Origin of the sequence: Acaricomes phytoseiuli DSM 14247, from assembly GCF_000376245.1 — a bacterium.
Classification (GTDB): domain Bacteria; phylum Actinomycetota; class Actinomycetes; order Actinomycetales; family Micrococcaceae; genus Renibacterium; species Renibacterium phytoseiuli.
The window spans coordinates 1-12,668 of sequence record NZ_AQXM01000058.1; the positions used below are offsets into that span (position 1 = coordinate 1).

Here is a 12,668-nt window from a genome sequence, read left to right on the forward strand (position 1 = left end):
GCCGGCAACGCGGCCTCGGCAAACTCACTCCCGTAGAGTTTGAGACGATCTACACGGACGCGAAAGCGGCCTGATCACCCCAAACCCCAACTGTCAACCAAACCCGGGACAGACCCATCCTGGGCATCTGGTTCATCGGCTTTCGTTTTACCCCAAGAATCCTGGAGGTCAAGCTAATTGACACGGACTCTGCTCACTTGGCTGTGACCTGCCAAGGTAATGTGGAATTCAGCACCCACAAACACGTCGCTACCGGAATCGAAAACCCCTCAGAGATCTAATCAATAAAAACTGAGAAGAATGCTCCGAATTGATCCGTGCTGAAGTGGAAATTGAAGACTGAGATCACACCGACCTGCATCAAGACAGACAACAAGAGGAGAGGGTTCCGACCAGCTGGTCGGAACCCTCTCCTCTTGTTTAGTATTCAATCGTGCGCGAGGGGGGATTTGAACCCCCACACCCTTTCGGATACTGGCACCTGAAGCCAGCGCGTCTGCCGTTCCGCCACTCGCGCGAGTCACCCCGATCTCAGGGCGACAACCAGCATAGCGGATGCGCCGTAGATCTACCTAAAAAGAACCCCTCAGTTAAGAGGTTAAGGGCTGCACCCAGTAGTATCTACGCAAGGAGGAAAACCGGCCAGCCGCGTTAAGCGGGCAGGAACGCCCCACTCGGGCCAGCTGAGGGGAAGCAGCCGCAGGTCAGTGCTGCGAGCGCAACGGACCGCAAGGAGGTGCGAGTTGGGAGTACTCGATAACGTCGAGCGCGGCTTGGAGAAAGCCGTACGGGGAGCCTTCACCCGCGGTTCCAAGTCTCAGGTTCAGCCAGTAGAAATCGCCAGCCGCATCCGTCGGGAAATGGACGATCAAGCGATGACCTTCGCTGAGGGCCGCACTCTGGCACCCAATGTGATGGATGTCCGCCTGAGCGAAGCGGATTTTCAGCGAGCCCGTACCTGGGGAACCGCCCTAGCCGAAGAACTCTGCGATGTGGTCATCCGCCACGCCCGCTCCCAGAGCTACAGCCTCCAAGGCCCGGTTCGCGTCTCCTTCACGCAAAACCTCGAGCTCAAACCCGGCGACTTCGAAGTCATCTCGAGCACCGAATCCGCCTCGGGCTCAACCCCGGCTGCCTCTGCAGCACAAGCCGCCCCGCCGCGCGCACCCAGGCAACCGCCTGCCGCACCGCAGCAGCCTCCTTCCCGGCTGGCAGCGCCGCGCCCCGCAGCACCTGCGGCAACAGCGCTCAAACCCGTCCTCGATATCGGCGGCCGTCGTTACTCGCTCAATGCCGACTCCATCGTGCTCGGCCGCTCATCCGAAGCGGACATCATCATTGACGACACCGGTGCCTCCCGGCGTCACCTTGAGCTCCGCATCGCCCCGGATGGCACAGCAGCCGCGGTGGATCTCGGCTCTACCAATGGCAGCTTCCTCGACGGGCGTCGGATCAACGGCAGCGCTGAGCTCTCAGACGGCTCGATACTGACAGTTGGCCGCAGCCGGATGATCTTCCGGCTCATCGGCCAGGGCCAGGGAACCGCCGATCAGCCCGGTAGGAGCCTATGAACAGCGGAATCAACGGTTTGACCATCACCGTGCTGCAACTGGGTTTCCTGTTGCTCATCTGGGTCATGATCTTCAGCGTGGTTGCCGCCATGCGCCGGGACTTAGTCATCGGGCGCAAGGTCCGTACTGGTGCCCCCAGCGCACGGCAAGCACGGAAGCATCCCGAACTCGCCGAGCCCCCCGTCAGGCAGCAGGCTCATCGCCTAGTAGTCACCGAAGGCCCGCTCAGTGGGCAGGAAGTGATTCTCGATACGCATCCGGTTACCCTGGGCCGGGCTCAGGAATCCACCCTGGTCCTCGAAGACGACTACGCCTCGGGGCGGCACGCTCGGCTGTTCCCGCAGGGCAGCCGGTGGTTCATCGAGGATCTCGGCTCGACCAATGGAACCTACCTGGCAGATCAGCAGCTCACCAGAGCGCTGCCCCTGGAGATCGGCGTCCCCGTACGGATCGGCAAAACGGTCATCGAATTGAGACCGTGAGATGGCAGTTTCTTTAGTCCTGCGCTATGCCGCTCGTTCAGATACCGGCAAAGTACGCGCAAAGAATGATGACTCTGCCTATGCAGGCCAGTTCCTGGCCGTGGTGGCTGATGGCATGGGCGGTCACGCGGGCGGAGATGTCGCCAGTGCTTCTACCACCCTCGATCTCATTCACCTGGATCACTCCGACTATGCCTCAGGCGATGCCGGCACTCAGCTAGCCGATGAGATCCAGACCGCCAACTCGCTGCTCTCCGAAATGGTATCGATCAATCCGAAGCTCACCGGCATGGGCACCACGGTGACCGCGCTCCTGCTCTCCGAAGGTAGACTGCAGTTCGCGCATATCGGTGATTCCCGGGCGTACCGACTCAAAAACGGAATCTTCGAGCAGATGAGTACGGACCACACTTTCGTCCAGCGGCTCATCGACGAAGGCCGGGTGACCGCTGAAGAAGCCGAAAGCCACCCGCATAAGAACGTGCTGATGCGAGTTCTGGGGGATGTCGATGCCTCCCCCGAGCTGGATCTCACCAGTTTCGAAGCGGATCCCGGGGAACGCTGGCTGCTGTGTTCGGACGGCCTCAACTTCGTGCCCCTGGAAGTAGTCGAGCAGGTCTTCCGAGACACTCCTTCTCTCGCGGAGACCGCGGATCGCCTCATCGAGCTGACCCTGGAAGCCGGGGCTCCGGACAATGTCAGCGTGGTCGTCCTTGAAGTCGTCGAAGATTCAGAGCCGGCCACCGCCCCGCTACCGGTCACGGCTGAAAGGCCTGTCGCTGCAGATTCCGCTGCCCTGGACGCCTGTGCATCAAGCTCTGATACATCTGACACAAAGGACGAAGCAGAAGCAGCCTCGGCCCCAGATGCTGAAGACCCCGACGCTGAAATCCTCGAACCGTCGACTAGTGAAGAACCGGCGCCAGCCCTGGAATCTGCTGCAGAAGCAGAAACGCAGGCTGAGGAACCGGGCGAGGATAACAGCTCCGAAGAGCGCGAGCGTGGCGACTACCTGACCGCCGCTGTCATCGCCGAGGAACTAGCCCGCAGGCCCCACGAACTCGCCGGCGCCGCAGTAACCGCTCATGCCGAAGGCAAGATCCCGGCCATCACCGGCCGCCCCATACCCCGGGGAGCGGCGGCCCTGCTGACTCATAAGCCAGGCTCGGCCGAAGCCGGCAACGATGAGCCGGATAATGATGAGTACCTCATCACCGGGCCCGCTAAACGGCGGCCCTGGTTCAGTATCATCCTAGCCGTTGTTCTGGTGGTGCTGATCGTTGCCGGGGCCTGGTTCGCTTACGCCTGGACGCAGACCAGATACTACGTGGGCGAGTCGAACGGTAAGGTCGCGGTCTTCAACGGCGTCGCACAGACCCTGGGCCCGATCAAGCTCTCTCACGTCTATAAGGAAACAGCCATCACGGTGGAATCGCTGCCGGAGTTCTCCCAGCAGCGACTCCGGCAAACACTGCCTGCCGGAACCCTTGCGGATGCGGATCAGATCGTCGAGGACTTGCGCCTGGGCATCGTCTCACCGCCCGATGGTCCGACAAGCCCCAGCCCTTCGCCATCCGTCTCGGTACCTCCGTCACCGACCTCGCCTAGCCCTAGCCCCAGCGACGTCCCTCAAGCACTCATGCCAGAGCTTCAAGGCTTATCGCTACCAGGAACAGGAGGCCGCTGATGAGTCAGGTCCTGACGCTTCCTAAACCACGGCGCAATACCGAACTCGTGCTCCTGTTCTTCGCCCTGACCATCGGCATCGGGGCATCAGCCCTGGTCAATATCAACCTCGGCCTGGGCCTCGATACCGATTTCTACATCCAGGCACTGATTCTCACCAGCCTGGCACTCGCCGTGCATATCGTGTTGCGACTGCGCGCGAAATACGCTGATCCGGTGATCCTGCCGATCGTGGTAGCACTCAACGGCGTCGGCCTGGCGATGATTGACCGGCTGGACATCGGCACCGGGGATAACGCCGCCAGCAGGCAATGGCTGTGGACCACAGTTGCGGTGGCCGCCGCAATAGCGGTGATCTGGTTCCTGCGGGATCACAAGATCCTGCGACGCTTTACGTACATCTCCTTGGCGGTCAGCGTCCTCCTGCTCTTGCTGCCGCTCATTCCGGGCATCACTGCCGGCGATATCAACGGTGCGCGAGTGTGGATCAGAATCGGTCCGAGCACTTTCCAGCCCGGCGAAATCGCCAAGATCACCCTCGCGATCTTCTTCGCCGGCTACCTCTCCTCGCACCGGGAGCTGATCCTGCTCGCCGGCCGCAAGGTCGGCCCGCTGCAGCTCCCCCGGGCCAGAGATCTCGGCCCCATGATCGTCGCCTGGCTCGCCAGCGTTGGCGTATTGGTCTTCCAGCGAGATATCGGCTCTTCCGTGCTTTTCTTCGGCCTGTTCATCACGATGATCTACGTGGCTACCAGCAGGCTCTCCTGGGTGCTGATCGGTCTGGGACTGATCGGCGTCGGCGGCATCGCCGCGGTCCGCCTTTTCCCTCATGTCTGGCTTCGGATCGACTCCTGGGCCAATGCTTTCTCCCGAGAAGCGTATGACCGCGCTCCAGGCGGCAGTGAGCAGATCGTCAAAGGGCTTTTCGCCATGGCCAATGGCGGCATCATGGGTACCGGTCTGGGCCGCGGTGAACCGCAGCTGGTGTATTTCGCCAACTCGGATATGATCATGGCCGCTATCGGAGAGGAATTGGGGCTCGTCGGCATCACGGCGGTCATGATGCTCTATATGCTCCTGGTCACTCGTGGCTTCCGAGCGGCTTTGGGCACCCGGGACGCTTTCGGGAAGATGCTGGCCTGCGGGCTGGCCTTCGCCATCGCTCTGCAGTGCTTCGTGGTGATCGGCGGGGTGACCAGACTGATCCCGCTGACCGGCCTCACCACGCCGTTCCTCGCCGCAGGCGGGTCCTCGCTGCTGGCCAACTGGATCATCGTGGCCCTGTTCCTGCTGATCTCCGATGCTGCCAGGCGGCCTATTTCCACCGTGAACCCGATCCCGGGTGCAGCGGGGGATCACGGCATCGGCGCTAGTAAGAATGCCCCGGATCTCAACCCGGCGCAGAGTCAGGCGCAGGATCCTGCAAGCACAAGACCAATATCAGACTCTTCGACTCAGGTGGTGAGCAACTTATGAATCAGGCCATCAGAGCCTCCTGGATCGTGGCCGTGGCGCTCTTCGCCCTGGTCCTCGGATCCGTGACTTACGTTCAGTTCTTTGCTGCGGACAGTCTGCGCAATAACGAACTCAACACCCGCACCTTGATGCGGAATTTCTGCAGTGAACGCGGCCCAATTCTGGTCGGCGGCCAGGCCATTGCCCAGTCCGTGCCCTCACCGGATAACGATTCCTGCAAATTCACTCGGGAATACACCGACGGTCCTCTCTACTCCGGGGTTACCGGCTTCTTCTCGCTCAACTACGGTTCCTCCGCGATCGAATCCGCAATGAATAACGAGCTCGCTGGAGAGGGCGACGATTCCCTCACCAACCGGGTCACCCAACTGCTGACCGGCAACCAGCCCCAGGGCTCGGCTGTAGAACTGACCATCGATCCGCAAATTCAGAAGATGGCCTACGACATGATTCCGGACGGGATGAACGGGTCGATCGTCGTGATGAACCCCAAAACCGGCGAAATCATCGCCATGGTCTCCAAACCCAGCTATGACACCAACCTGCTGGCCAGCCATGACTATTCGCAGGTGACGCAGAACTTCCAGAACCTGGTGGCTGACCCGAATGTCTCCGTTTACGGCTCCGGTGCTTACCGGAGCACCTACTCCCCGGGGTCCGTATTCAAGCTCGTCACCACGGCGGCGGCCTTGGCGAGCGATAAATACAATAGCAAGTCGATCCTGCCCAACCCGGCGGAGATGTCCTTCCCCGGAACGACCTCGACCCTGCCGAACTATGTGCAGGGCAATTGCCAAGCACGCACCAGAGCGGATTTCGCTTTCGCCCTGGAACAGTCCTGCAACACTACGTTCGCCCAGATCGCCCTGGACATCGGCCAACAGCCTATGACCGACCAAGCCGAGAAGTTCGGTTTCAACCAGACCGACCTCAGAATTCCCTCGCTAGTCAACGAAAGCGTTTTCCCCGGGATTCCCGGACAGCTAGGGCAAGCGGAACTCGCTCGTAGCGCCATTGGCCAACAGGATGTGCGTGCCACGCCCCTGGAAGTCGCCATGATGACTTCTGCCATCGCCAATGGCGGCGTGCAGATGAAGCCGGACCTAATCAAGGGTGTGCGCGCCCCGGACCTTAAACCCATTCCCGGTTACGAATTCACTCCGGAACAGCTGCGGACCTCGGTGAGCCCCGAGATCGCGCAGCAGATCACCGACTGGATGGTCGGCGTGGTCGATAAAGGCATCGGCAGTGCTGCTGCCGTTCCAGGAGTCAAGGTAGCGGGTAAGACCGGTACCGCCGAGGGAGACCTGACGGATCCGACGGCACCTAAGAATTCCTGGTTCACTGGATTCGCTCCGGCGGACGATCCTCAAGTAGTGGTATCTATTGTGGTGCAGACCCCGGACATTGTTCAGGGCAGAAACCTAACCAGTCCTAACGCAAGTACTCTCTTCAAGGCGGTGTTGAACCAGTGAGACCGACATCGGGAATCACCTTAGGCAACCGATTCCAGCTCACCTCCCGAATCGCCATAGGAGGCATGGGAGAAGTCTGGCGTGCCCAGGACACCCTGCTTGGACGCACCGTGGCCATCAAGATCCTCAAAGAGGAATACACGGGAGATCCCGGCTTCTTGGAACGCTTCCGGGCTGAGGCGCGTAATACCGCGCTGCTCAATCATGAGGGCATCGCGAATGTCTTCGACTACGGCGAAGAAGACGGTTCAGCCTATCTGGTCATGGAGATGGTGCCCGGGGAGCCGCTCTCCAGCATCATCGAACGCGAGCATGTGCTTTCTCCGGACCTCACGCTCAGCATCATCGCCCAGACCGCCCGGGCACTTTCCGCCGCACACGCCCAGGGCCTGGTGCACCGGGATATCAAACCGGGAAACCTGCTGATCACCCCGGATAATCGGGTCAAGGTCACCGATTTCGGCATCGCCCGCCTGGCCGATCAGGTTCCGCTGACCCAGACTGGCCAGGTCATGGGAACAGCGCAGTACCTGGCCCCGGAACAGGCCACCGGCCAGGCCGCGACCGGAGCCAGTGATATCTATGCTCTGGGTGTTATCGGTTACGAATCCCTCACTGGACATAGGCCGTTCTCCGGGGAATCCCAGATCGCCATCGCCCTGGCCCAAGTCAACGATGCGCCACCGCCGCTACCGGAGACGCTGCCGACTCCGGTTCGCGCGCTCCTGATGTCGATGCTCGCCAAAGATCCGGCGAACCGGCCAGCGGATGCGGATAAACTCGCCGATGCCGCCGAGGCGATCCGCAACGGGGATATCCAGGCTGCCCATACGGCGGTACCGGGGATGCTGCTTTTCGAATCCTCGACCGGCCCGATCACTGCCTCCGTGGACACGAATCCCACCGCCGCTACTACTGTTCTGGGCGCGCAGACCGAGGCCACCACCGTGCAGCCGGCGACTCCGAGCTCACCGGCAACATCGGCTATGCCCACAGTCACCGGAGATCAGGTTGCCGCGCAGCGCTCCTGGAGCTCCGCCGACTTCGACGAAGCACTCGACGGAGGCGAGGCGGAGGGCTCCGAAGACGAGCGGCCGCCGGCTAAGCGCAGCCCTTGGACCTGGCCGCTGATAGCGCTGATCGCACTGGCCTTATTCGTCGCCATTGCGCTGATCCTGAACAACCTGGGCGTCTTCTCGGGAGCCGGCAACAATGCCTCTCCGAGTACTTCCCCGACCAGCGCGACGAGCAGCCCGAGCCCCACCTCTGCAAGTCCTTCGTCTCCGCCTACCCGGACCATCGAGCCGCCAGCGACAGTCACGGTGTACCCGGAACGCTATATCGGAAGAGACTTCGCTTCCGTGCAGGCGCAGCTCATCGAGCTCGGACTACAAGTAATCGGCGACGAAGTCTTCGACTCCTCCGCCGCAGGGACCGTGCTACGTCTCAGCCCCTCCGGTGCGGTCAACCCTGGTGCGACCATCACCGTAACCTACTCCAGAGGGCCGGAACAGGTTACGGTGCCGTCCTTCTCCGGTAAGACGGTGCAGCAGTACAGTTCCGAGCTGACCAGCCTAGGACTGGTGCCTGCTGGGCCTTCCGGTAACGGTAGCGCGATGGTGAGCGGCACCTCACCAACTCCCGGCAGTTCCGTCGCCAGGGGCTCGACAGTGACCTTCATGGCAGAGACCCCAGCCACACCGACCGCCACCGCCACCAGCAGCGAGTAGTTCTGAACCTGAACAGCTATAACAAGACAGTTGCACGCCCGGCTATCAGCCAGAAATGACCAGAAGATAGACCAGGAAGGAGAGGCCGATGAGCGAACCGTCTATGCTCAACGGGCGCTACGAGCTGGCCGAACTCCTGGGGCGCGGCGGAATGGCCGACGTCTATCTTGGTAAGGATATCCGCCTGGGCCGAGTGATCGCGGTCAAAATCCTGCGGCCGGACCTCGCACGGGATCCGCAGTTCCAGGCACGCTTCCGCCGCGAAGCGCAAGCCGTCGCCGGGCTCAACCATCCATCGATCGTTGCGGTTTACGATACCGGGGATATAGAGCAGGCCAGCGTTCATCAGGGCCAAGAGCCGACGCGCCTGCCGTATATCGTGATGGAATATGTGCAGGGCCAAACCCTGCGCGAGCTGATCAAGGCCGGAGAGCTCGGCATCGACCGTGCCATTGACTACGCTCTCGGGGTGCTTTCCGCACTGGAGTACAGCCACCGTGCCGGTATCGTGCACCGCGATATTAAGCCGGCTAATGTCATGGTGACCGCTGCTGGTCAGGGTGTCAAAGTCATGGATTTCGGTATCGCACGGGCTATCGCCGATGCCTCAGCGACCATGACCCAGACACAGACGGTGATCGGCACCGCGCAGTACCTTTCCCCGGAACAAGCCCGTGGTGAATCCGTTGACGCGCGCAGTGACCTGTATTCTGCGGCCTGCCTGCTTTACGAAATGCTTACCGGCCGGCCACCATTTCTCGGTGACAGCCCCGTCTCTGTGGCATATCAGCATGTCCGGGAGACTCCCGAGGCACCCAGCCGACTGAATCCGGACATCAGTGCCGCCGTAGACAGCGTGCTGGCTCGCGGGTTGCAGAAAGACCGCGCTGACCGCTTCCAGGATGCGGCGTCTTTCCGCCGGGCGCTGCGAGCAGCTAAAGCAGGGGTGGAACTAACCCCCGCTGCTCCGGCGACAACAGATCAGCTCGCCGCCGAGATTCCCACCACACTGTCACCGCAGGCAGGTGCCACGGTTCTGGATGACTGGGCAACAGCGGCCACCGACTCGGGTGAATCAACCACCCGGGCCATGACCAAGATGGTGAGCAGTGGGGCGCTCACCACTGAAGAAGGTCCGGATGATTCCGGGGACTCTTCGCTCGGCCTCATGCCGATGTCTGATGTCAACGATAATGAGGTTGACCGTTCCCGGCGCAAACGGCGGAGGGCCTGGACCGTTACGCTGTTCATCGCGCTGGTCCTAGTGCTGGGCGGTGGAGGTTATCTGGCGTACTCCATGATCAATGCCAGCTCTAACCCGCCCAAGGTCATGGTGCCGCAAGTTTCCGGATTAGCCGAGACTGATGCACTTTCCTCCTTGTTCAATGCTGGGCTACGCTCCATCATCCAGCGGGAATTCAGTGACGATGTCGAAACGGGCCAAGCGATCAGCACAGACCCCGCAGGCGGCAGCGAAGTAGCCCCGGATCGAACCGTGACGCTGAAGATTTCCAAGGGACCGGCGAATATCACCATCCCGCAGAACCTCGTGGGCATGACCGAATCCGCAGCGCGTGACTCCCTGCGTCAGCTCGGGCTCAGCCCTGGTACGACGACTATGGTGGATGAGCCCCGAATCCCTCGCGGTCAGGTAGTCTCCACGTCTCCGGGGATCGGTGAAAATGTCGCCGCAGATTCCACCGTGAACATCAATGTTTCTTCCGGGCAGGTGACCATGCCCGCGCTCTACGGGAAAAGCCGGCAGGAAGCCCAGGACATGATCAACGCTCTCGGCGCCCGGGTCACGGTCAATTTCGTGGAAGAGGAGAACAGCCAGGTAGCCCCGGGTACGGTGACTGGCCAGGATCCTCAGCCCGAGTCGAAGATCGATCAGAACGCGCGGGTCACGGTCAGGATCGCCAAGGAACCGCCCAGCACGCCATCACCGACACCTTCACCCCCGTTACCGACCGCTTCGCCCACTGCCGCGAATTAATCGAGCAACAGGTCAATGAGGAATCGATATTAGGAAACCGCCTAGCTGGTCACTGAACTAATCACAGGGCTCAGCCCGGCGGCTCTCTCTGCGGCTCCTCGCAAGCCCAGGGATTCGAGCCAGTTGCCTAGCATCTGATACCCGCCTTCGGTGAGAACTGATTCCGGGTGGAACTGCACACCGGTCAGCGGGGCTTCGCGGTGCTCCAGGCCCATGACGATGCCGCTATCGGTGCGGGCGGTGACTCGAAGAACATCGGGCACGCTTTCGGTGCTAACCGCCAGTGAATGGTAGCGAGTCGCCGTCACGGGACTCGGCAATCCCGCGAAAACTGATGTTGCATCGTGCTCCACGAGGGAAGTCTTACCGTGCATGAGCTCCGGGGCATGCCCGACCTGACCGCCATAGGCTTCAGCAAGTGCCTGGTGGCCCAGGCAGACCCCGAGCATCGGTTTGGCGTTCTCTCCACACCACATCACCAGGCCCAGGCAGACCCCTGCGCTTTCCGGAGCGCCGGGGCCTGGGGAAAGCAGCACACCGTCTCGGCTGCCGGCTAGGTCGATGGCTTCGGCAAGGCTCACCGCATCGTTGCGTACCACTGTAGTTTCCGCACCGAGCTGGCGCAGATAGCCAACCAGCGTGTACACGAAACTGTCGTAATTATCGATCACCAAGATTCTTGGGGTCACAGCAGGGTCCTCGCCTTACTCAGTCTTAACCGGTCTTACTCAGGATTCACCAATATCGCGCGGATTCGATGGTTGCGGCGTTGAACGGGCTGAACTGGGAAAGCCACGGGAACACCCAGGTCACCAGAGCCGCGAGCGCAACGGCAAGCAGGATCAGGAAAAAGATGACCCTGAGCCACGCCGGTCCCGGCAGATGTCTGAAAATCCAGCCGTACATGAGCTGCTGTTCTCCTATTTCTTCGCCAGGGCCTGAACTTGGTCTGCGATCTCCGCGGGAGGTCCGGCGCTGAGCGGACGCCATGACTCCAGGAGCGAATACGCGATGATGCGCTCTTCCGAACCGAACCGGGGGTTGCAGCTGGTCATCGTGAGAATCGACTGCTCCGGTATGGCATCGCGCACGGTGGGCACGGGAAGCAGCACCTCATTAGCTGCCGGTAAGACGATCTCGGTGTTCCGGAAGACATATGTGTAGTAGCCTTCAGCGGTCTGGATGTAGATCCGGTCCCCCGGTAGCAGGGTATCGATCCTATCCAGCACCGCCCCGCGGGTCTGCCGGTGCCCGGCTATCGCGAAGTTCCCAGCCTCGCCCGGCATGGCGGTCGAAGGGTAGTGGCCCAGGCCCAGAGTGTTCAGCTGCGCTACCGAGGTTCCTTCGACCAGGGGCCGCGGAACATAGTCCGGGCCGAAACGGGGAATGAACGCCAACCCGAAAACCTGGCCGACCGCACCGGGTTTGGCCGTCACCGGTGGCGGCCCGAAATCCTGCTGGTCATCCCCCTGGGGCACCAACGGACCCCCTAGATTCTGAACGAACTCCTGCGCTGCTTGCTGCTGCGTGCTATCGGCTTCGAGATTGGTCCACCACAGCTCCCAGCCGACGAAGAGGATCAGCACGATCCCTGCAGTGATGAGCAGTTCCCCGAAGAACTGGACCATTGTCCGCAAGACGCCCCGGCGGGGCTTCTGCCGCCCCGGATTACGGCGCTTCTGTGCGTTACGAGCTGCCCGGCGGCCGGATTCTTCCCGCGAGCGCGGGGCATCCGCCCGGGGCGAGATCAGCTCGCCGGCGCTGATACTGGAGGCAGGCTGCTGAGAACTTGTCACCCGATCTCCTGACATCTCCGTTTCCAGGCCAGCCCAAACGGACTGGACCGGATAGAATTACTCCGAGAAACCGTATAGACCGGCAGCTCCTGTCTTTAGCAGGATATCAATGCCGGGTCTGGATCCGCACTTCGCAGCGCAGGCCTGCGGAGCCTACCGGCAAGGAGAGTTCTGTGCCCGAATCAAAATCACGGCGTCGTGACCCTAAGCCCACTGCTTCGGCATCGGGCGCTAAAACGATCAAGCCGAACCCGGTCTGGTACAAACCGGTGATGTTCGGGCTGATGATCCTCGGCCTGCTCTGGATCATCACTTTCTACATCACGGCATCCACTCCGGGGGTGACCCAGCTGCCGATCCCAAGCATCGGGCCTTGGAACATCGCCGTCGGCTTCGGCGTGATCATCGTCGGGTTCCTGATGACCACGCGCTGGCGCTGAGCCGAGCTACCTCAGC

General features: G+C 61.4%; 11 protein-coding genes and 1 tRNA gene. 8 read left to right on the top strand and 4 right to left on the bottom strand.

Going from position 1 to position 12,668, the window contains the following annotated elements:
* Nucleotides 1-434 precede the first annotated feature (434 nt).
* Nucleotides 435-517 (bottom strand) — tRNA-Leu (locus C501_RS0107165).
* Nucleotides 518-743: 226 nt separating this feature from the next.
* Here C501_RS0107165 and C501_RS0107170 point away from each other — a divergent pair.
* The 7 genes from C501_RS0107170 (at nucleotide 744) to pknB (ending at nucleotide 10,416) form a co-directional block, all read left to right on the top strand.
* A complete protein-coding gene (locus C501_RS0107170; RefSeq protein ID WP_018134951.1) occupies nucleotides 744-1,571 on the top strand; it encodes an FHA domain-containing protein in 828 nt (275 codons plus the stop codon).
* An 8-nt stretch (nucleotides 1,572-1,579) separates the two neighbouring features.
* The gene (locus tag C501_RS0107175) at nucleotides 1,580-2,053 is read left to right on the top strand and encodes an FHA domain-containing protein FhaB/FipA (protein WP_026174713.1); all 474 of its coding nucleotides are present in this window, start codon (nucleotides 1,580-1,582) and stop codon (nucleotides 2,051-2,053) included.
* 1 nt (nucleotide 2,054) lies between these two features.
* Nucleotides 2,055-3,740, top strand: coding sequence for a PP2C family protein-serine/threonine phosphatase (locus tag C501_RS0107180; RefSeq protein ID WP_018134953.1), 1,686 nt, complete (start codon nucleotides 2,055-2,057; stop codon nucleotides 3,738-3,740).
* The gene (locus C501_RS0107185; protein WP_018134954.1) at nucleotides 3,740-5,215 is read left to right on the top strand and encodes an FtsW/RodA/SpoVE family cell cycle protein; all 1,476 of its coding nucleotides are present in this window, start codon (nucleotides 3,740-3,742) and stop codon (nucleotides 5,213-5,215) included. Before C501_RS0107180 ends, C501_RS0107185 begins: the two co-directional genes overlap by 1 nt.
* Nucleotides 5,212-6,690, top strand: a complete 1,479-nt coding sequence (locus tag C501_RS0107190; protein WP_018134955.1) for a peptidoglycan D,D-transpeptidase FtsI family protein — start codon at nucleotides 5,212-5,214, stop codon at nucleotides 6,688-6,690. Before C501_RS0107185 ends, C501_RS0107190 begins: the two co-directional genes overlap by 4 nt.
* Nucleotides 6,687-8,420 (top strand): protein kinase domain-containing protein, encoded by a 1,734-nt coding sequence (locus C501_RS0107195; protein WP_026174714.1) that lies wholly within the window; start codon nucleotides 6,687-6,689, stop codon nucleotides 8,418-8,420. The genes C501_RS0107190 and C501_RS0107195 overlap by 4 nt, the downstream gene beginning before the upstream one ends.
* 88 nt (nucleotides 8,421-8,508) lie before the next feature.
* Entirely contained in the window at nucleotides 8,509-10,416 is a 1,908-nt protein-coding gene (gene pknB, locus C501_RS0107200) for a Stk1 family PASTA domain-containing Ser/Thr kinase (protein WP_018134957.1), read from the top strand.
* 41 nt (nucleotides 10,417-10,457) lie between these two features.
* Here pknB and C501_RS0107205 read toward each other — a convergent pair whose 3' ends face one another.
* The 3 genes from C501_RS0107205 to C501_RS0107215 are packed head-to-tail and all read right to left on the bottom strand — an operon-like array spanning nucleotide 10,458 to nucleotide 12,212.
* A complete protein-coding gene (locus C501_RS0107205) occupies nucleotides 10,458-11,105 on the bottom strand; it encodes an aminodeoxychorismate/anthranilate synthase component II (protein ID WP_026174715.1) in 648 nt (215 codons plus the stop codon).
* A gap of 46 nt (nucleotides 11,106-11,151) precedes the next feature.
* Nucleotides 11,152-11,322, bottom strand: coding sequence for a hypothetical protein (locus C501_RS14435; protein WP_018134959.1), 171 nt, complete (start codon nucleotides 11,320-11,322; stop codon nucleotides 11,152-11,154).
* Between the two features lie 14 nt (nucleotides 11,323-11,336).
* Nucleotides 11,337-12,212, bottom strand: a complete 876-nt coding sequence (locus C501_RS0107215) for a class E sortase (protein ID WP_018134960.1) — start codon at nucleotides 12,210-12,212, stop codon at nucleotides 11,337-11,339.
* Nucleotides 12,213-12,385: 173 nt separating this feature from the next.
* Here C501_RS0107215 and C501_RS0107220 point away from each other — a divergent pair, with 173 nt between their 5' ends.
* Nucleotides 12,386-12,652 (top strand): cell division protein CrgA, encoded by a 267-nt coding sequence (locus C501_RS0107220; RefSeq protein ID WP_026174717.1) that lies wholly within the window; start codon nucleotides 12,386-12,388, stop codon nucleotides 12,650-12,652.
* Nucleotides 12,653-12,668: the final 16 nt, after the last annotated feature.

Coding starts and splice junctions, on each gene's coding strand:
- C501_RS0107190 (WP_018134955.1), top strand. CDS start 5,212: ATGAATCAGGCCATCAGAGCCTCCTGGATCGTGGCCGTGGCGCTCTTC.
- C501_RS0107180 (WP_018134953.1), top strand. CDS start 2,055: ATGGCAGTTTCTTTAGTCCTGCGCTATGCCGCTCGTTCAGATACCGGC.
- pknB (WP_018134957.1), top strand. CDS start 8,509: ATGAGCGAACCGTCTATGCTCAACGGGCGCTACGAGCTGGCCGAACTC.
- C501_RS14435 (WP_018134959.1), bottom strand. CDS start 11,322: ATGTACGGCTGGATTTTCAGACATCTGCCGGGACCGGCGTGGCTCAGG.
- C501_RS0107185 (WP_018134954.1), top strand. CDS start 3,740: ATGAGTCAGGTCCTGACGCTTCCTAAACCACGGCGCAATACCGAACTC.